The organism is Bradyrhizobium sp. Ses1 (assembly GCF_059512365.1).
This window is the reverse complement of the sequence record NZ_JCAMOQ010000024.1, coordinates 43,813-62,198: the sequence shown is the minus strand read 5'-3', so window position 1 is coordinate 62,198 and position 18,386 is coordinate 43,813. Positions and strand designations below refer to the sequence as shown.

At 63.6% G+C, this 18,386-nt stretch carries 21 protein-coding genes and 1 tRNA gene; 10 read left to right on the top strand and 12 right to left on the bottom strand.

Annotation, left to right across the window (positions count from 1 at the left end; translation table 11 throughout):
- Nucleotides 1-218 precede the first annotated feature (218 nt).
- The 7 genes from AC5ZG5_RS25375 (at nt 219) to ptsN (ending at nt 6,789) form a co-directional block, all read left to right on the top strand.
- Nucleotides 219-833 carry a ribonuclease D gene (locus AC5ZG5_RS25375; RefSeq protein WP_028164840.1) on the top strand — a complete coding sequence of 205 codons (615 nt, stop codon included), beginning with the start codon at nt 219-221 and terminating at the stop codon, nt 831-833.
- A 163-nt stretch (nt 834-996) separates the two neighbouring features.
- Nucleotides 997-1,740, top strand: coding sequence for an LPS export ABC transporter periplasmic protein LptC (lptC, locus tag AC5ZG5_RS25370; RefSeq protein ID WP_028164841.1), 744 nt, complete (start codon nt 997-999; stop codon nt 1,738-1,740).
- Nucleotides 1,737-2,435 (top strand): LptA/OstA family protein, encoded by a 699-nt coding sequence (locus AC5ZG5_RS25365; RefSeq protein WP_456644519.1) that lies wholly within the window; start codon nt 1,737-1,739, stop codon nt 2,433-2,435. The genes lptC and AC5ZG5_RS25365 overlap by 4 nt, the downstream gene beginning before the upstream one ends.
- A 253-nt stretch (nt 2,436-2,688) precedes the next feature.
- Nucleotides 2,689-3,684: an LPS export ABC transporter ATP-binding protein gene (gene lptB, locus AC5ZG5_RS25360; protein ID WP_456644518.1), complete on the top strand. Its 996-nt coding sequence runs from the start codon at nt 2,689-2,691 to the stop codon at nt 3,682-3,684.
- A gap of 93 nt (nt 3,685-3,777) precedes the next feature.
- Entirely contained in the window at nt 3,778-5,415 is a 1,638-nt protein-coding gene (gene rpoN, locus AC5ZG5_RS25355; RefSeq protein WP_456644517.1) for an RNA polymerase factor sigma-54, read from the top strand.
- Between the two features lie 77 nt (nt 5,416-5,492).
- Nucleotides 5,493-6,095 carry a ribosome hibernation-promoting factor, HPF/YfiA family gene (gene hpf, locus AC5ZG5_RS25350; protein WP_130229229.1) on the top strand — a complete coding sequence of 201 codons (603 nt, stop codon included), beginning with the start codon at nt 5,493-5,495 and terminating at the stop codon, nt 6,093-6,095.
- A gap of 232 nt (nt 6,096-6,327) precedes the next feature.
- Entirely contained in the window at nt 6,328-6,789 is a 462-nt protein-coding gene (gene ptsN / locus AC5ZG5_RS25345) for a PTS IIA-like nitrogen regulatory protein PtsN (protein WP_027581007.1), read from the top strand.
- A 115-nt stretch (nt 6,790-6,904) separates the two neighbouring features.
- Here the strand turns inward: ptsN and AC5ZG5_RS25340 are convergent, their stop codons facing one another.
- The 8 genes from AC5ZG5_RS25340 to AC5ZG5_RS25305 all read right to left on the bottom strand — a co-directional run bounded on the left by AC5ZG5_RS25340 (nt 6,905) and on the right by AC5ZG5_RS25305 (nt 14,273).
- Entirely contained in the window at nt 6,905-7,171 is a 267-nt protein-coding gene (locus AC5ZG5_RS25340; RefSeq protein ID WP_028164846.1) for a BQ00720 family protein, read from the bottom strand.
- Nucleotides 7,172-7,220: 49 nt separating this feature from the next.
- Complete coding sequence (locus tag AC5ZG5_RS25335; protein ID WP_130229228.1) at nt 7,221-7,646, bottom strand: Hsp20 family protein; 426 nt, start codon at nt 7,644-7,646, stop codon at nt 7,221-7,223.
- Nucleotides 7,647-7,935: 289 nt separating this feature from the next.
- Nucleotides 7,936-9,024 (bottom strand): sn-glycerol-3-phosphate import ATP-binding protein UgpC, encoded by a 1,089-nt coding sequence (locus AC5ZG5_RS25330; RefSeq protein ID WP_456644516.1) that lies wholly within the window; start codon nt 9,022-9,024, stop codon nt 7,936-7,938.
- A gap of 3 nt (nt 9,025-9,027) precedes the next feature.
- A complete protein-coding gene (gene ugpE / locus AC5ZG5_RS25325; RefSeq protein WP_456644515.1) occupies nt 9,028-9,876 on the bottom strand; it encodes a sn-glycerol-3-phosphate ABC transporter permease UgpE in 849 nt (282 codons plus the stop codon).
- On the bottom strand, nt 9,876-10,757 hold the full coding sequence (gene ugpA / locus AC5ZG5_RS25320; protein WP_208823343.1) for a sn-glycerol-3-phosphate ABC transporter permease UgpA: 882 nt from the start codon (nt 10,755-10,757) through the stop codon (nt 9,876-9,878). The genes ugpE and ugpA overlap by 1 nt, the downstream gene beginning before the upstream one ends.
- A 206-nt stretch (nt 10,758-10,963) precedes the next feature.
- On the bottom strand, nt 10,964-12,283 hold the full coding sequence (gene ugpB, locus AC5ZG5_RS25315) for a sn-glycerol-3-phosphate ABC transporter substrate-binding protein UgpB (protein WP_456644514.1): 1,320 nt from the start codon (nt 12,281-12,283) through the stop codon (nt 10,964-10,966).
- Between the two features lie 200 nt (nt 12,284-12,483).
- Complete coding sequence (locus AC5ZG5_RS25310; protein WP_456644513.1) at nt 12,484-13,689, bottom strand: CaiB/BaiF CoA transferase family protein; 1,206 nt, start codon at nt 13,687-13,689, stop codon at nt 12,484-12,486.
- Nucleotides 13,690-13,847: 158 nt separating this feature from the next.
- Entirely contained in the window at nt 13,848-14,273 is a 426-nt protein-coding gene (locus AC5ZG5_RS25305) for an organic hydroperoxide resistance protein (RefSeq protein WP_456644512.1), read from the bottom strand.
- Nucleotides 14,274-14,429: 156 nt separating this feature from the next.
- Between AC5ZG5_RS25305 and AC5ZG5_RS25300 the strand changes: the two genes are divergently transcribed.
- Complete coding sequence (locus tag AC5ZG5_RS25300; protein ID WP_456644511.1) at nt 14,430-14,894, top strand: MarR family winged helix-turn-helix transcriptional regulator; 465 nt, start codon at nt 14,430-14,432, stop codon at nt 14,892-14,894.
- An 8-nt stretch (nt 14,895-14,902) separates the two neighbouring features.
- On the opposite strand, the gene AC5ZG5_RS25295 is transcribed toward AC5ZG5_RS25300, so the two are convergent.
- The 3 genes from AC5ZG5_RS25295 to AC5ZG5_RS25285 all read right to left on the bottom strand — a co-directional run bounded on the left by AC5ZG5_RS25295 (nt 14,903) and on the right by AC5ZG5_RS25285 (nt 15,826).
- Nucleotides 14,903-15,142, bottom strand: a complete 240-nt coding sequence (locus tag AC5ZG5_RS25295; RefSeq protein ID WP_496138705.1) for a GIY-YIG nuclease family protein — start codon at nt 15,140-15,142, stop codon at nt 14,903-14,905.
- Between the two features lie 133 nt (nt 15,143-15,275).
- Nucleotides 15,276-15,351, bottom strand: a tRNA-Ala gene (locus AC5ZG5_RS25290).
- Between the two features lie 64 nt (nt 15,352-15,415).
- On the bottom strand, nt 15,416-15,826 hold the full coding sequence (locus AC5ZG5_RS25285; protein ID WP_028167312.1) for a TIGR02300 family protein: 411 nt from the start codon (nt 15,824-15,826) through the stop codon (nt 15,416-15,418).
- A gap of 111 nt (nt 15,827-15,937) precedes the next feature.
- Between AC5ZG5_RS25285 and aroA the strand changes: the two genes are divergently transcribed.
- Nucleotides 15,938-17,332: a 3-phosphoshikimate 1-carboxyvinyltransferase gene (aroA, locus tag AC5ZG5_RS25280; RefSeq protein WP_456644509.1), complete on the top strand. Its 1,395-nt coding sequence runs from the start codon at nt 15,938-15,940 to the stop codon at nt 17,330-17,332.
- A complete protein-coding gene (gene cmk / locus AC5ZG5_RS25275; RefSeq protein WP_028167310.1) occupies nt 17,329-17,967 on the top strand; it encodes a (d)CMP kinase in 639 nt (212 codons plus the stop codon). The genes aroA and cmk overlap by 4 nt, the downstream gene beginning before the upstream one ends.
- On the opposite strand, the gene AC5ZG5_RS25270 is transcribed toward cmk, so the two are convergent.
- Nucleotides 17,964-18,113, bottom strand: a complete 150-nt coding sequence (locus tag AC5ZG5_RS25270) for a hypothetical protein (protein ID WP_155255439.1) — start codon at nt 18,111-18,113, stop codon at nt 17,964-17,966. The two genes, cmk and AC5ZG5_RS25270, sit on opposite strands and share 4 nt — an antisense overlap.
- Nucleotides 18,114-18,386 lie beyond the last annotated feature (273 nt).

Genomic DNA, 18,386 nt, shown 5'->3' with positions numbered 1-18,386 from the left:
ATCAACAAACGAAGCAAAATTCCCTAGTTTCTACAAGGACAAGCGCGGGCCGTGGCACATCCTTTGCGGGCCACCCGACTGCCCTGCTTGGTACAACGGAAAACCCCGATAAATGGTCGTTTTTGATGCATCTGAGGGCCTCCCGGCGCTCGCCTCCTCGCGCTTTGGAGGCTAGTGTCGCGCCTCGAATCGAACTTTTTTGACCGAGGCACGCTTTCATGACCATTCGCCTGCACCGCGGCGATTTGCCGGACCTGTCCCGCTACAAGGATGCCGTTGCGATCGACACCGAAACCATGGGGCTCAATCCGCATCGCGACCGGCTCTGCGTGGTGCAGATGTCGGGTGGCGACGGCACCGCCGACGTCGTGCAGGTGCCAACGGCGCCCGGCGATGCGCCGAACCTGAAGGCGCTGCTCGCCAATCCGAATATCCTGAAGATCTTCCACTTCGCGCGGTTCGACCTTGCGGCGCTCTACAATGCCTATGGGGTGATGCCGACACCGGTCTACTGCACCAAGATCGCGTCCCGCCTCAGCCGCACCTATACCGACCGTCACGGGCTGAAGGATCTGGTGCGCGAGGTGCTCAATATCGAACTGTCGAAGCAGCAACAATCGAGCGACTGGGGCGCGCCGACGCTGAGCGAGGCGCAGCTTGCCTATGCCGCGTCCGACGTGCTGCATTTGCATGCGCTGCGCGAAAAGCTCGATGCCATGCTGGCGCGTGAGGGTCGTACCGAATTGGCGAAAGCCTGTTTCGAATTCCTGCCCACCCGCGCCCGGCTCGATCTCGGCGGCTGGGAAGCCGAAGATATTTTTGCGCATTCCTGAACCTGCCCGAGGCGGGCGTGATAAGGCGTCCGTCCGCCCCGTTTCGGTCACACTCGTAACGCGAGTGTGCGGCAGTCGCGACGCGACGTCCCGGCTGCGCAATCCGGCGGTCCCGGGTAGAATGGTGTAAGCCTTTGCCAGACTTCGCGCCCTTGGAGTAGCGGTGAATTCGGTCCAGACCCCAGCCTATCTAGCCGGCCTCGAGGCGCGCTTTGCCGCCGCCGAGCGCCACAGCCGGATGGTGCGGATTCTGCGCATCGCGGTCCCTGCGGCGGTGGTGCTGTCATTGCTTGCGATCGTTGGGGTGTCGGTCTTCAATCCGTTCCGCATGCTGTTGCCGAAGCTGCCGGTCGACATCGGCAACTTGGTCGTGTCAGGCACCAAGATCACGATGGAATCGCCGCATCTCGCAGGCTTCTCCACTGACCAGCGCCCGTACGAGCTCTGGGCCAAGGCGGCGATCCAGGACCTCACCGACCCCGATCATGTCGAGCTCCAGACCCTGCGCGCAAAGATGCTGATGGAAGACCGCACCACGGTGACCTTGGATGCGCGCACCGGCTTCTTCGACAGCAAGCAGCAGCAGCTCGACCTGCGCAAGGACATCTTCCTGCAATCGTCGACCGGCTATGAGGCCAAGCTCTCGCAAGCCTTCGTCGATATGAACAAGGGCACGGTGACGTCGGACGAGCATGTCGACGTCAAATTGCTGAACGGCACGCTGACCGCCGACAAGCTCCGGATCTACAACAACGGCGAGCTCGTGCGCTTCGAAGGCAATGTCGTGATGAATTTGATCATGGATAATCCGCCGGCCCAGGCTGAACCAGAGCCGGCGCCCGCACCTGCGCCGCCGCCACCACAGAAAACGCGCTCGGGCTCAGGCAAGTCCGCCAACACGAAATGATCTTCATGAAGCAGTTTTCTTCGCGCGGTGTTGCAACGGCGGCCTTCGTGCTCGCGATGATCGCACCGGGTTCGGTGCGCGCGCAGGGCGCAGTCTCCGGCGTGCCCAACGCCATGCAGGGCTTTACCCAGAATCGCGACCAGCCGATCCAGATCGAGGCGGCGGCGCTCGAGATGCGCGACAAGAAAAAGGAAGCGACATTCTCGGGCAATGTGAAGGTGGTACAGGGCGACACCACCATGACGTCGAAGACGCTCGTCGTGTTCTATGAATCGAGTTCGGGACAAAGCTCGCCGCCGCCGTCGAACGCCAAGGGCGCAAAATCTGCGCCGATGCAGTCGGCCCAGCCGGGGCCGGGCGGCAGCTCCTCGATCAAACGGCTGGAGGCCAAGGGCAACGTCGTGGTCACGCAGAAAGACCAGGTCGTCACCGGGGAGACCGCGATCTTCGACACCAGGGCCAATCTCATCACCATGCTCGGCGGCGTCGTGCTGACGCAGTGCAAGAACGTGCTGCGCGGCGATCGGCTGCTGGTGGACATGACGACCGGCGTCTCGCGTGTGGAATCCGATAGCGGCAGGGTGCAGGCCCTGATCCAGCAGGGACAGGGCGGGCAAGGCGGCGGCGGGCAAGGGGGCTGCCCGCCCCCGCCCGGTAGCCCGTCTGGCGGATCGTCGTCCAGTAAGTCGAAATAAATCAATGACTTACTGAATATCTTGAGGCGGCGAGGTTGAAGCCGGCGGGGCGAGACTGTATCTAGGCCATGATCCGGAAAAATGGGAACCGGTTTTCCGAACAGAGAGTGGACGTCCGGTGGTGGAACGCGCCAGGGGGTGGGCGAGCGATTCCGCAGGGCAGCGGCATCCATGCACATTCAAGGTTCGCGAGCGAATCGATTAGGCCGCGGGCGTAGTCCCCGGGGACACCGTGAAAGGCTGGCGAAGCGGGATGGTGGACATATTCGGCATGTTCCGAAGGCGCCCTGCGAAACGCAGTTCCGGCTTCGCGCGTTCGCGTGAGGACATCACCGCGCTCGACGATTCCTTTGGCGAGATGCTGACAAGCTCTGTCCGGGATACGCCGCCGGTGGCGCGTGCCGGCCTGGAAGTGCCGCATCCGCAACCGGCGCACGAGCCGCCCAGGGAGGAGAGGTCGCGCCCGCGCGCCGCCAAGCCCGCAAAGACCAAGGCAGCCAGCGCGGCGCCGCGCCTGATCCGGCGCCCGGGCTATCTGGCTGTGCATAGCGTGGAAAAGAGTTTCGGCAGCCGCCAGGTCGTGCGCGGCGTCAGCATCTATGTCCGCCGCGGCGAGGCGGTCGGCCTGCTCGGCCCCAATGGCGCCGGCAAGACCACGGTGTTCTACATGATCACCGGGCTGATCAAGGCCGATCGCGGCGCCATCGAGCTGGATGGCCACGATGTAACGAAACTGCCGATGTATCAGCGCGCCCGCCTCGGCATCGGCTATCTTCCGCAGGAAGCCTCGATCTTCCGCGGATTGTCGGTCGAGCAGAACATCCGCGCAGTGCTTGAAGTGGTCGAGCCTTCAAGGAAGAAGCGCGAGGCGGAACTCGATGCGCTGCTCGATGAGTTCAACATTACGCGGTTGCGAAAGACACCGTCGATCGCGCTATCCGGCGGCGAGCGCCGCCGCGTCGAGATCGCCCGGGCATTGGCGACGCGGCCCAATTACATGCTGCTCGACGAGCCCTTCGCCGGTATCGACCCGATCGCGGTCGGTGATATCCAGGATCTGGTCCGCCACCTGACCAATCGCGGTATCGGGGTGCTGATTACCGACCACAATGTGCGGGAAACGCTCGGTCTGACCGACCGCGCCTACATCGTTTACGCCGGGGAAATCTTGACGGAAGGCAGTCCGGATGAGATCGTCAACAATCCGGATGTCCGCCGGCTTTACCTTGGCGAAGAATTCCGCCTCTAGTCCTTCTTTCCGATCCGTCAAGCCGTGTACATTGGCCTTGGACTAGGCTAAGCAAGAATCGAGCCAACTTCTTTTTGGACCGTTCTTGCCTCCATGGCACTGACCCAGAGACTAGAGTTCCGCCAGTCGCAGTCGCTGGTAATGACGCCGCAGTTGATGCAGGCGATCAAGCTGCTGCAATTGTCCAACCTGGACCTGTCGGCCTTCGTGGAGGAGGAGCTGGAACGGAACCCGCTGCTGGAACGCAGCAGCGACGGTCCGGAACCGCCGGTGCCGGGCGAGCCTGCGATGGAGCGGCAGGAATTTTCTGACCCTGACGGTTCCAGCTATGGCGAAGCCGGTGGCGAGGCGGCGAGTTCCGCCGACGGCTTCGAGCCGGGCCAGGAAGAATGGCTGAATCGTGATCTCGGCAGCCGCGCCGAGATCGAGCAGACGCTTGATACCGGGCTCGAAAATGTCTTCTCCGAGGAGCCGGCGGAGGCTGCCGAACGTGCCGCGAAAGACGCGGCTCCGACCGTCTATACCGAATGGGGCGGCGGTGCCTCGAGCGACGAGGACTACAACCTTGAAGCCTTTGTCGCCGCCGAGCTGACGCTTGCCGACCATCTCGCCGAGCAGCTTGCGGTCGCGTTCGCCTCGCCTTCGCAGCGTATGATCGGGCAGTATCTGATCGACCTCGTCGATGAGGCCGGCTACCTGCCGCCTGACCTCGGACAGATCGCTGAGCGGCTCGGTGCGCCGCAGCAGGAGGTCGATGCAGTGCTCTCGGTGCTGCAGAAATTCGATCCCCCCGGCGTCTGCGCGCGAAACTTGAGCGAGTGCCTGGCGATCCAGCTCCGCGAACTCGATCGGTACGACCCGGCGATGCAAGCCCTGGTCGAAAATCTCGATCTCCTCGCCAAGCGTGACATCGCATCGCTGCGGAAGCTGTGCGGCGTCGACGACGAAGACATCACCGACATGATCGGCGAGATCCGCAGGCTCGATCCGAAGCCGGGCCTGAAGTTCGGCACGTCGCGGACGCAAACCATGGTGCCGGACGTCTATGTGCGGCCGGGACCCGATGGCGGCTGGCATGTCGAGCTCAACAGCGACACCTTGCCACGCGTCCTGGTGAACCAGACCTATTATGCCGAACTGTCCAAGACGATCCGGAAGGACGGCGACAAGTCCTATTTTACGGATTGCCTGCAGAACGCGACCTGGCTGGTGCGCGCCCTCGATCAGCGGGCCCGCACCATCCTCAAGGTTGCAACCGAGATCGTGCGCCAGCAGGACGGCTTCTTCACCTACGGCGTGGCGCACCTGCGGCCGCTCAATCTGAAAGCCGTGGCGGATGCGATCCAGATGCACGAATCGACGGTGTCGCGTGTGACCGCCAACAAATATATGGCGACCAATCGCGGCACTTTCGAACTCAAGTACTTCTTCACGGCGTCGATCGCCTCCGCCGACGGCGGCGAGGCGCATTCTGCCGAAGCCGTGCGTCATCACATCAAGCAGTTGATCGACGCCGAATCGCCGGCCGCGATCCTCTCTGACGATACGATCGTGGAACGATTGCGCGCGTCGGGCATTGATATCGCCCGCCGCACCGTCGCGAAGTATCGCGAAGCGATGCGAATTCCTTCCTCGGTGCAGCGCCGCCGCGACAAACAGAGCATGCTTGGAAACGCCCTTTCAGCACCTGCTTCCTCTCCTGACCGGTCGCGCGATACCGCACCGGTGTAATTGCGTTCGCGTTAAATCGCGCTAGTCTTGGCACCCCTCCGAAGCGATCGGGGGGTTCATAGGCATAGAGGCACGCAATGACCCTTCGAATCTCGGGAAAGAGCATCTCAATCGGCGAGGCGCTTCGCGCACGCGTGAACGAGCGCACCGATGAGGTTCTGAAGAAATATTTCGACGGCAACTATTCCGGCCATATCACGCTGAGCAAGGACGGCTTCGGCTTCCGCACCGACTGTGCGCTGCACCTGGATTCCGGGATCACGCTGGAGGCGGATTCGAACGCCCCCGACGCCTATGCCAGCGCCGACGCCGCGCTCCTGATGATCGAGAAGCGCCTGCGCCGCTATAAGAGCCGGCTCAAGGACCGCTCGGCCCGCAAGGCCTACGCGGCCTCCGCCGCCCTTGCCGAGCTCAACGGCGTCCCCCTGGATGCGCCAAGCTATGTGATCGAGGCGCCGGCGGAAGGCGAAGGGGAAGTCACCGAATACAGTCCCGTGATCATCGCCGAGGCGACCACTTCGCTGAAGCGGCTGTCGGTCAGCGAGGCGGTGCTGGAATTGGACCTGACCGGCGCAGCCTGCCTGGTCTTCCAGCACGGTGGGAGCGGCCGTGTGAACATCATTTACCGCCGGGCGGACGGCAATGTGGGCTGGGTCGATCCCCCCATGGTTAATCCATGATGGTTATGCCGTTCCGCATTGACGCGCCCCGTGGCCGTCCCTATGGTCCGCCGCCCTTAAGCATAGGCTCAAGGGAACTAGCCGGCGGGAGTTGGCACGGCTCATGCCTTGGAGTAGAAGCCGCCCGATCGGGATCTGGGCCAAAAAGCCGCTTCCCGATTCATCTTCTTGACGCCTGCGCCTGACAACCTATTTCGCAACTTGACGGTTCACTTCACCCTCGGAACGCCCCATGACGATTACCGATCTGGTCGCACCCGAGGCGATTCTCCCGGCGTTGAAAGTTATCAGCAAGAAGCAGGCGCTGCAGGAGCTCGCCGCGCGGGCCGCAACTCTTACGGGGCAGAACGAACGCTCGATCTTCGAGGTATTGCTGCAGCGCGAGAAGCTGGGCACCACCGCAGTCGGTTACGGCGTCGCCATTCCCCACGGTAAATTGCCGAAGCTGGAAAAGCTGTTCGGCCTGTTCGCGCGCCTGGAGCGCCCGATCGATTTCGAGGCGATGGATGGTCAGCCGGTCGACCTCATCTTCCTCCTGCTCGCCCCCGAAGGCGCCGGCGCCGATCACCTCAAGGCCCTGGCGCGCATCGCCCGCCTGTTACGCGATCAGGACGTCGCCAAGAAGCTGCGTGCCTCCCGCGACGCGCAGGCAATCTACTCGGTGCTCGCGCTGCCACCGGCAAGCGCGGCTTAGCGCTCGCACGCATTCTCCACGAGACAAAAAAATACGCGGGCCATCTTCGATCGAAGACAGCCCGCGCATTTGAATTCGCATTTTGCCGCGTTCAGTCAGCCATGACATCAACGCGTCAGTGCACGCTGACGGCCTGCAGCTCGTTGCTCCAGGCGTTGGCGACCGCGGCTTCCCGGCTATCGGTCAGCATCATCGGCGTGCCGTCGGCCGCATGGAGCGCGAAGAGTTTGAGTCCCGGCGCAATCTTCGGCGCCTGGGGAAAGAGATCCGGTACATCCTCGGAACGGACCTGCTTCACATAGGCAATATGACCCTCGCCCAGATGGGCCAGCGCCTCCGGGGACACGCTATCGCGTTCTAACGTCGTACTCACTTCACTCATGGTCTCGACTCCTCTGTCGAATAAGCGGTCGAGTCCGCTCCTCGTTCCATTATTCGTGTTCGTTGATGGCGATTGTCTTAATGACCCTTTCAGGTTCCGGCCTGGCCAGATCGACCGACAACAGCCCGTTCTTCAGATCGGCGCCCAGCACCTGCATCCCCTCCGCCAGCACGAAAGTGCGCTGGAAGTGGCGCGCGGCAATGCCGCGATGGATGTATTGCCGAGCCTTGTCCTCCTGTTGGCGGCCCCGAATCACGAGCTGGTTTTCCTCAACCGTCACATCGAGTTGGTCGCGGGTAAACCCCGCCACCGCCAGCGTGATGCGCAGGCGTTCGGGCTGGCCGTTGGACCGGTCAAACCGCTCGATGTTGTATGGAGGATAGCCGTCGGCGCCTTTCACGACCCGATCGAGCGCACGCTCGATCTCGTCGAATCCCAAAAGGAACGGACTGGACAACGTTGGAACACGAGACATCCAAAGTCCTCTCGAAGCGACTTTGAGGGGCCCTTGCGGCACCCCATGCAACCGATGGGCCTCTTGCCCTCCGGTCATGAGCGAATATGGGGGCGATTCGCGGTGGGTTCAAGCACCTGTGGAATCGGGGTTAATCGGGCCAGTGCCAACCTCAAACGCCGTCATTCCGGGGCATCGCGAAGCGATGAACCCGGAATCCATTTCACCGCGAGGCTCGTGGCTCAATGGATTCCGGGTTCCCGCTCCGCGGGCCCCGGAATGACGGCGGAAGGGGACCTCGGCCCAAGCCTCAGCCGATCCGTTTCCGGCCATCGGCCGTGAACAGGTGCAATTTGTCGCGGGGGGCGACCGCCCGAATGCGCTCGCCGATCGCCGGGCCGGTCGCGCCGGGAACCCGGACGATGACCTCGCCGGGCGGCAGTTCGCCGGGGTTGGCGGCCACGCCCTGTTCCTCGCGCTGGCGGATGCCGTAGACGAAGGTCTCGGCGCCGACATGCTCGATCGCCTCCACGGTGAGGCCAAGCGCGATGCCGCCGGCGACCGATTCGTTCGCGATCACGAAGTCTTCGGGCCGGATCCCGAGAATGCCGGCCTTGCCGGCACTGATATCGCCGGCGAGCTGCGACCTGAGCTCTTCGGAAGCCAGCGGCATCAGGTTCATCGGCGGCGCGCCGATGAAGGCGGCCACGAAGGTCGTTGCCGGCTTCTGGTAGATTTCGAGCGGATTGCCGATCTGCTCGACCAAGCCGCCGTTCATCACGACGAGGATGTCGGCGAGCGTCATCGCCTCAAGCTGGTCATGGGTGACGTAGATCGAGGTCGTGTTCAGCCGGCGCTGCAATTTGCGGATCTCGACACGCATCGCGATGCGCAGCTTGGCATCTAAGTTCGACAACGGCTCGTCGAACAGGAACACCTTCGGCTGCCGCACGATTGCGCGCCCCATCGCAACCCGCTGCCGCTGGCCGCCGGAGAGCTGCCGCGGTTTGCGGTCGAGCATCGCGGCAAGCTCGAGGATGCGCGCGGCTTCCTCGACGCGCGTCCTGATCTCCGCCTCCGGCATGCGGCGGTTGCGCAGGCCATAGGCCATGTTGTTGTAGACGCTCATATGCGGATAGAGCGCGTAGTTCTGGAACACCATGGCGATGTCGCGATCGGCGGGCTCGACCCGGTTGACCACGCGGCCGCCGATGTCGATCTCGCCGCCGGTGATGGTCTCCAGTCCCGCCACCATGCGCAGCAGCGTCGACTTGCCGCAGCCGGACGGGCCGACCAGCACGCAGAACTGGCCGTCGCCGACCTCGAAATCGATGCCCTTGATCGCTTCGAAGCCGCCCGGATAGGTCTTGCGGACGCTGCGGAGGGTGACGTTAGCCATGTCTCACTTTTCCGTCTCCACCAGTCCGCGTACGAACAGCTTCTGCATCACCACGACCACGAACACCGGCGGCAGCATCGCGAGCACGGCAGTCGCCATCACCACGGGCCATTCGGTCAGCGCGTCGCTGGTGGTGATCATCTTGCGGATGCCGATCTGGATCGTCTGCATGTCGTCGCGCGTGGTGATCAACAGCGGCCAGAGATACTGATTCCAGCCGAGGATGAAGAGGATGACGAACAGCGCCGCCATGTTGGTGCGCGACAGCGGCAACAGCGTATCCCAGAAGAACCTGAGCGGCCCTGCGCCGTCGATCCGCGACGCCTCGAGCAACTCCTCGGGGACGGTCATGAAGAACTGGCGGAACAGCAGGGTCGCGGTGGCGGATGCGATCAGCGGCAGCGCGAGGCCGGCATAGCTGTCGAGCAGATGCAGGTCGGCGACGGTCTTGTAGGTCGGATAGATCCGCACCTCGACCGGCAGCATCAGCGTGATGAAGATCAGCCAGAACATCGTCATCCGGAACGGAAAGCGGAAATAGACGATGGCATAGGCCGAGATGATCGAGACCGCGATCTTGCCGAATGCGATCAAGAGCGCCATCACCAGCGAGTTGAGCAGCATGGTGCCGACCGGCTCGCGGGTCGAGCCGCTCGTTCCGACGAAGATGGTCTGGTAGTAGGTCTGAAGGAAATGTCCGCCGGGCAGGAGCGACATCTGGCCGTTGGCGATCGCGGCGTTGTCCTGGGTGGACGCAACGATGGCGAGATAGACCGGAAACGCGACGATCGCGATGCCGATCCACAGGATCGCATGCGCGACGTAGCGCTGGATGCCTTCCTGCTCGACCATCAGTAGGTCACCTTGCGCTCGACGAAGCGGAACTGCACTGCCGTGAGGCCGATGACGATGATCATGAGGATCACCGACTGCGCCGCGGAGCCGCCGAGGTTGCCGCCGAGCAGGCCGTCGACATAGACCTTGTACACCATCGTCTCGGTGGCCTTCGCCGGTCCGCCGCGCGTCATGGTGTCGATGATGCCGAACGTGTCGAAGAAGGCGTAGACGATGTTGACGACCAGGAGGAAGAAGATGGTCGGCGACAGCAGCGGGAACGTCACCGTCCAGAACCGCCGCATCGGCCGCGCGCCGTCGATCGCGGCCGCCTCAAGCACGCTTCTCGGAATGCTCTGCAGGCCAGCGAGGAAGAACAGAAAATTGTAGGAAATCTGCTTCCAGGCGGCGGCGAGAATGATCAGGAGCGCGGCCTGATTGCCGTCGAGCAGCGGATTCCAGTCGATGCCCATGCCGCGCAATCCGCGCGCCAGGATCCCGAGCGAGGGGTGCAGCATGAACACCCAGAGCACGCCGACCACCGGCGGAGCGACCGCATAGGGCCAGATCAGGAGCGTGCGATACAGCGTTCCGCCGCGCAGCGGCTTGTCGGCCATCACAGCCAGCAGCAGCGCAAACGACAGCGATGAGAACGCGATGGCGAAGGAGAAAACGAAAGTCCTGACGATCGCCGCCCAATAATCCGGCTGGCTCAGGATGTCCTGGTAGTTCTCGAACCAGACGAAACTGGTCGAGAGCCCGAACGCATCCTGCAGCAGGAAGGATTGCACCACGGCCTGCGCGGCCGGCCAATAGAAGAAGATCAGGACGATCGCGAGCTGCGGCGCGACCAGCGCAAAAGGCAACAGCTTCGACTGGAAAACCGACTGCTTCTGCATGACATCCCAAGCGAGGCAGGCCGCATCATGCGGTCCGCCTGATCCTCATCGCACGATGGTAGCTCCGAAATCAGCCGTCGTCCCGGGCTTGACCCGGGACCCATAACCACAGGCGGCTGTGGTGGCGAAGACTCGGAGCTAAAGTTCGGTTCAACAACAGGGTTCGGTGGTTATGGGTCCCGGCGCAAGGCCGGGACGACGAGAGTTCAGCGTACGGCGGTTTTTTCAAACTGCCGGAGCATCTGGTTGCCGCGCTCAACGGCGGCATCGAGCGCCTGCTTGGCCGTCTTCTTGCCGGCCAGCGCCTGCTCGATCTCTTCGGCCCAGAGGTCACGAAGCTGGACCATGTTGCCAAGGCGCAGGCCGCGCGAGTTCTCGGTCGGCTCCTTGTTGGTGAGCTCCTTCAGCGGGGTCTCCAGATAAGGCTGATCCTTGTAGAAGCCCTCTGCCTTCGCTTTCTCGTAGGCGGCCTTGGTGATCGGCAGATAACCGGAGGCCTTGTGGATCTCGATTTGGCGGTCGGTACCGGAGAGGAAGGCAAGGAACTTGGCGACGCCCTTGTATTCCGCAGGCGTCTTGCCGCCCATCACCCACAGCGAGGCCCCGCCAATGATCGAATTTTGCGGCGCGCCCTTGGCGTCGGGATAGTAGGGCATCGGTGCGTTGGTCCAGTTGAACTTGGCCTGCGACTTCACATTGCCGAAGAAGGCCGACGAGGTCAGGAAGATTGGGCACTCGCCCGACGTGAAGCGGCCCTCGCCGGCGTTGGTGCGGCCAGAATAGTCGTAGGTCTTGTCCTTCTGCAGCTCGACCAGATTTTCGAGATGCTTGACCTGCAGCGGTCCGTTGAACTGCAGCACGGTGTCAAAGCCGTCGAGCCCGTTGGCCTTGCTGGCCAGCGGCACGTTGTGCCAGGCCGAGAGCTGCTCGAGATTGACCCAGGTCGCCCAGGCGTTGGAGAAGCCGCAATTGCTGTAGCCGGCGGCCTTCAATTTTTTTGCCGCGGCGAACACGTCGGGCCAGGTCTTCGGAATCTCGGCGATATCAGCCTTCTTCAGGGCGTCGAGATTGACCCACATCACCGTCGAGGACGAGTTGAAGGGGAAGGACAGCATCTCGCCTTTCGAGGTCGAGTAGTAGCCGGTGATCGCAGGCAGGTAGCTGCTCGTATCGAATTTCTCGCCGGCCTCCTGCATCAGCTTATAGACCGGCTTGATCGCGCCGGTGGCCGCCATCATGGTGGCGGTGCCGACCTCGAAGACCTGCATGATGTGGGGCGCGTTGCCGGCGCGGAACGCGGCAATGCCGGCATTCATTGTATCGGCATAGCCGCCCTTGTAGGTCGGAACGACCTTGTACTCGCTTTGCGATGCGTTGAAGTCATTGGCGAGCTTGACCACGACGTCGTTGTTGCCGCCGGTCATGGCGTGCCACCACTGGATCTCGGTCACCGCAAATGCCGGCGAAGCGCCGAATGCCAGTGCGACCGCGATTGCCGCTGCAGCGCCGAACTGTCGAAAAGCCATCAAAACCCCTCCCATTAGGCCGCCATCTCCGCCGGTTGCGCTAACAGCGCGGAATGACGTGCAAATGACCTATAAGCGAAGATCAGGGTACCGGGGAAGCCGGCGAAAGGTAGAAACCACTAACAGCGCCGATGACGGCGCCCCGAAGGTCGGGGCCCGTCACCGCGTAGCGACCTGTTGCCGCAGAGCGGGCCAAAGGATCAGCGCTTCCGCTCGGGCCCGCAGATCACGCCCTTGGCGATGAGCTCCTCGACTTCTGCCTGCGAATAGCCGAACTCGCCGAGCACCTCGGCGGCGTGCTGGCTGAACTTCGGCGGAGTGCGGCGCAGGCTGGGTTTGGTGCGTTCCAGCCGGACCGGCGAGGCGACGCCCTTGTACCAATCCTTCTCGATGATATCGCCGCGATAGATCGTGTGCGGGTTGGTCAGCGCCTGGTCGATCTTCTGCACCGCGCCCGCCGGCAGGCCGGCCGCGAGCAGGCGGTTGCACAGCGGCTCGGCCTCATACTGGCTGAACACCGCGGCAAGCTCGGCACGCAACGCGTCGCGGTTGGCGATGCGATCCTTATTGCGGGCAAAGCGCGGATCAGTGCCGAGCTCGGGCTTGCCGATCTCCTTGGCCAGTTTGCGGAAGGTGCCGTCATTGCCGACGCCGATGAAGATGTTGTCGGTCTTGGTCGGGAAGATCGCGTAAGGAACGAGATTGGGATGCTCGTTGCCGGTGAGGCCAGGCGGCTTGCCGTGCATGAAATAGTTGGCCGTGTGCGGATGCATGATCGCAAGGCCGGTTTCATACAGCGTGGTCTCGAGGAACTGGCCGAGGCCGGAGCGCTGCCGCTCCGACAGCGCCATCAGGATGCCGATCGCCGCATAGAGCCCGGTGGTGATGTCGACCAGCGGCACGCCGATCCGCATCGGGCCGCTTTCCGGCGAGCCGGTGGCGGCAATCATGCCGGTCATGGCCTGGATGATCGCATCATAGCCGGGATTGCCGCCGCGCGGGCCGTCGGCGCCGAAGCCGGAAATCCGGCAATGCACCAGGCGTGGGAATTTCGCGCGTAGCACGTCGTTGCCGATGCCCCATTTGTCGAGCGTGCCCGGCTTGAAATTCTCGATCAGGACGTCGGCGCCTTCGAGCAGCTTCATCAGCACGGCACGGCCGCCTTCGGAGGCAAGGTCGAGCCCGATCGAGCGCTTGTTGCGGTTGATGCCGACGAAATAGGCCGCATCCTCCTCATGAAAGGGAGGGCCCCAGTCGCGCACTTCGTCGCCGGCGGGCGGCTCGACCTTGATCACGTCGGCGCCGTGGTCGGCGAGAATCTGGGTGCAATAGGGACCGCCGAGCACGCGCGTCAGATCGATCACGCGCAGGCCGGCCATCGCGCCTGCGACCGCTTCTGAACTCATGGGAAACCTTCGCTCAAGTCAAACAGATGGAGGGCTCGCCAGAGCTAGCGGTCTTCGAACGCGGCGGCAATGCCTTATCGCGCGTGGGGGCATGCCGTCACCGATCGCAACGCGAATAGCCCGCCGCGAAAAATCAGCGGGCTATTCCGCCATACGGATTACACCAGGTTCAGGCGTACATCGACATTGCCGCGCGTGGCGTTGGAATAGGGGCACACCTGGTGGGCCTTCTCCACCAGCGCCTCTGCATCCGCGCGCGGGAGCCCGGGCAGGGAGATGTCGAGCGCGATATCGAGGCCGAAGCCGCCTTCGGAGCGCGGTCCGATACCGACCGTCGAGGTCACCGAAGCGTCGGCGGGCACCTTCGGGCCGCCCTGCGAGGCCACGAACTTCATCGCGCCGATGAAGCAGGCGGCGTAGCCGGCCGCAAAGAGCTGCTCGGGATTGTTGCCGGCGCCGCCGCCACCGCCGAGCTCCTTCGGGGTGGTGAGCTTGACGTCGAGCGCGCCGTCGAGCGTTGCGGCATGGCCGTCGCGGCCGCCGGTGGCCTTTGCGCTGGTCTTGTAGAGCACGTTCACGGACATGGGGTGTCTCCCTCATCAATGGTTTCGACGCCACTTATATTGCAGACAATTATATTGCGCACAATATAAAACGCATGGCCTCACATTTAATTGTTCGCAATTGAATGTGCGGCCGCACCGGCCCACAATGAACTGAGATTCTGACGAGGCTGAGAAATGGCACGGAAACAATTGGCGGTCGCGGACGAGCCGCTACGGCTCGACAATCAAATCTGCTTTGCGATCTATTCGGCCGCGCACGCGTTCAACCGCGTCTACAAGCCGCTACTGGACCGGCTCGGCCTGACCTATCCGCAATACCTGGTGATGCTGGTGCTGTGGGAGAAGGACGGTGTTCCGGTCAAGGATATCGGCGAGCGGCTGTTCCTGGATTCCGGCACGCTGACGCCGCTGCTCAAGCGGCTGGAAGCGGCGCAGCTCGTCCGGCGCACACGTAGCAAGGAGGACGAGCGGCAGGTGCTGATCGCGCTCACGCCGCAGGGGCAGGCGCTGAAGGAAAAGGCGAGAGCAGTGCCGCAGCAGGTCCTAGTTGCTTCGGCCTGCTCGATCCCCGAACTCTCGGCGATGAAGAACGAGATCGTCGCGCTGCGGGACAGGCTGAATGCGGCGGTGGGGGAGTGAGGGGCAGATCAGAGGCGCTTCTTGGCGAAGGCTCGGCCGGAGTGGGACTTGAGATATTTCTCGAAGGCGAGCGCTTTGTACTTATCGGGGAAGGCGCAGTACCAGATCAGTTGCCATGGCTTGAACTTGGCGGTGTGCGCGGACCTGCCGGCATTGTGTTCCGGAAAGCGCCGTTTCAAATCCGCAGTGGCGCCGACGTATTCCTGGTCCGGGAAATTGATGCTGCGGATGATGTAGACGTACCACATCAGGAATGTCTGGTAGGGGTTTACGAGCGGCGTCCTGGGCAGCCCGTCTTCGCCCTTCGGGCTTCGCCGGGCACCACGCTTCGCCCTTCGAGCTCCGCGCGGCTGCGCCACGCGTAGCCCGAAGGGCGAAGCGTGGTGGAGCCAGGCGGGATCGAACCGCCGACCTCTTGCATGCCATGCAAGCGCTCTCCCAGCTGAGCTATGGCCCCTTAAGGGATCGCGAGCCGCATCCGACTCGCGCGGAGAGACCCAGAACACAGTTCTGGATCGATCTCAAGTCTCTTCATCGCCTCCGACGTCGCCAATGATGTCCGTGACGTCCTCATCGCCTTCTTCTTCGTCGGCAATGAAGGTGGAATCATCATCGTCATCGTCTTCGAGGGTCTCGTCGATCTCGATGTCGTCCTCGGATTCGGGAACGACGGCCTTGACCTTGCCGGTGTTCTCCTCGGCGTCGGCCTCCTCGAGCGAGACCAATTCTTCGGCCTCCGCGGGCTCCGGCATATCCGCAGCGGTGGTGGCCGCAGCGGCGCTGGCGCCACGGGTTGTGCGCGGCGGCGCCACGGGGGCGATCGGCACGACTTCGCCGGTGTAAGGCGAGATAACCGGGTTCTTGTTCAGATCATAGAACTTCTTGCCCGTGGTCGGGCAAATGCGTTTGGTTCCGAGGTCGGACTTGGCCACGTGGTGATCCCAGGAATTTTCTGAAAAGCGGTGCTTCACTTGGCTAGTTGAGGGGCCGCTGTCAATAGCGGTTTGCGGGCATTTGTCACCGGGTGACGCCGGGGGTTCGATATGTTACCTGCCGCGCCGCGAGAGGACGTGATCTTGGCCCATTCCGACCACCAGAACCCCGAAAAGACCCCCTCCAAGACCCCCCTGGAGGCCCGCGCGAGCGGTCCCCTGAGCGGCAAGGCCCGCGTCCCCGGCGACAAGTCGATCTCCCACCGGGCCCTGATCCTGGGCGCGCTGGCGGTCGGCCAAAGCCGGATTTCCGGGCTGCTTGAGGGCGAGGACGTGCTCAATACCGCCAAATCGATGCGGGCGCTCGGAGCCGAGGTCGAGCGTACCGGCCCGTTTGCCTGGTCAGTCCGGGGCGTCGGTGTCGGGGGCTTCGCGGAGCCTGCCGGGCCGCTCGATTTCGGCAATTCCGGCACCGGCTGCCGGCTGGTGATGGGAGCGGTTGCCGGCTGTCCGATCGCGGCGATCTTCGACGGCGATGCCTCGCTCCGCTCGCGGCCGATGCGGCGGATCCTCGATCCCTTGGAACTGATGGGCGCGAGGGCAGGGGACATGAGAGAGGGCGGCCGGCTGCCATTAACGCTGCATGGCGCCCGCAACCCGGTGCCGATCGTCTACAAGACCCCTGTCGCCTCGGCCCAGATCAAATCCGCGGTGCTGCTGGCGGGGCTGGCAGCGCCCGGTGTCACCACTGTGATCGAGCAGGAGGCCAGCCGCGATCACACCGAGCTGATGCTGAAGCATTTTGGCGCCGCGCTCACCTCGAGCAAGGAAGGCAGCCACGGCCGCCGGATCGCGCTGACCGGCCAAGCGGAACTGCACGGCGCCGAGGTCGTCGTTCCCGCCGATCCCTCCTCGGCCGCGTTCCCGGTCGTGGCGGCGCTGGTCGTTGGCGGCTCCGATATCGTGCTGCCCGACGTCATGACCAATCCGCTGCGCACCGGACTGTTCACCACGCTGCGCGAGATGGGCGCCGCGATCGAGGAGGACGAGTTGCGCATGGACGGCGGCGAGCCGATGGCGCGCCTGCGCGTACGTGCTTCCAAATTGCGCGGGGTCGAGGTGCCGCCGGAACGCGCGCCGTCGATGATCGACGAATATCTGGTGCTCGCGGTGGCGGCCGCTTACGCCGAGGGCACCACCATCATGCGCGGCCTGCAGGAATTGCGCGTCAAGGAATCCGATCGCCTCGAAGCCACCGCCGACATGCTGCGTGTCAACGGCGTCAAGGTCGAGATCTCAGGCGACGATTTGATCGTCGAGGGCAAGGGCCATGTGCCCGGCGGCGGCGTGGTCGCCACCCACATGGATCATCGCATCGCGATGTCGGCCCTGGTGATGGGGCTCGCCGCCGACCGGCCGGTGACGATCGACGACACCGCCTTCATCGCCACCAGTTTCCCGGATTTCATTCCGATGATGCGCTCGCTCGGCGCGGAGTTTTCATGATCATCGCTATCGACGGGCCGGCCGCATCCGGCAAGGGTACGCTGGGAAAGAGGCTCGCCGCCCACTATGGCTACCGCCATCTCGACACCGGCGTGATCTATCGCGCGGTGGCGAAGGCGCTGCTCGACGCCGGCGTCGACCTCACCGATGAAGCGCGCGCGATCAAGGCGGCGATGGAACTGGACCCCGAGAAATTCGGCCATCCCGAGTTGAAGACTCAGCGGATCGGCGATGCGGCTTCCGTGGTCTCGGCGATCCCGAAAGTGCGCGAGGCGCTGGTCAATTTCCAGCGCCAGTTCGCCGCCGATCCGCCCGGCGCGGTGCTTGACGGGCGCGACATCGGGACCGTGATCTGCCCGCATGCCGATGTGAAGATCTTTGTCGTCGCCGATCCGCGTGTGCGGGCGCGGCGGCGGACGCTGGAGGCCCGCGCGCGCGGCGAGGACGCTGACGAGGCCGCGGTGCTGGCCGATATTCTCAAGCGCGACGAGCGCGACAAGAACCGCCCGGTGGCCCCACTGAAGGCGGCGCCAGATGCGCATACGCTGGATAATTCCGATCTCGATATCGAGGCCGGCGTGCGCGCCGCGATCGACATTGTCGAAGCGGTGCGCGCGGCGCGTGGACTGGTCTAGCGCGTCGAGGATTCCTGGTCAGCCAGGCCGGAGGAAGACTGTGCAGCCGAAAAGGTCCGCATCGACGCCGCCGCGCCAGGCATCGCGGCGATGGCATGGCCGAGTGCGAACGCAGCGACGACGGCCAGGGCGATCAGGCTTTTCATGGTTGTTTCCCTGTCTCTTGGGTGGGCCCCACTCTGCGCGGGCTCACTTAAGCCCGGGTTCCACCACACGCCCTGCCAGATGCCTTTCGCGCGACACGGTCAACAATTGTTCAAATGCAGTCCGGCATTGTTAAGGCTTGTGTCAGCCTTAAAAGCCCCGCAAATCGGGCATTTCTGGCTTGCCGAAAATAGCGGTGGATATTATATCAACAGCGTCCGTGCCGCCATCGACTATGTCGGGGCCGCCCGAGCGGGCCGGCAGCGGGGTATGAG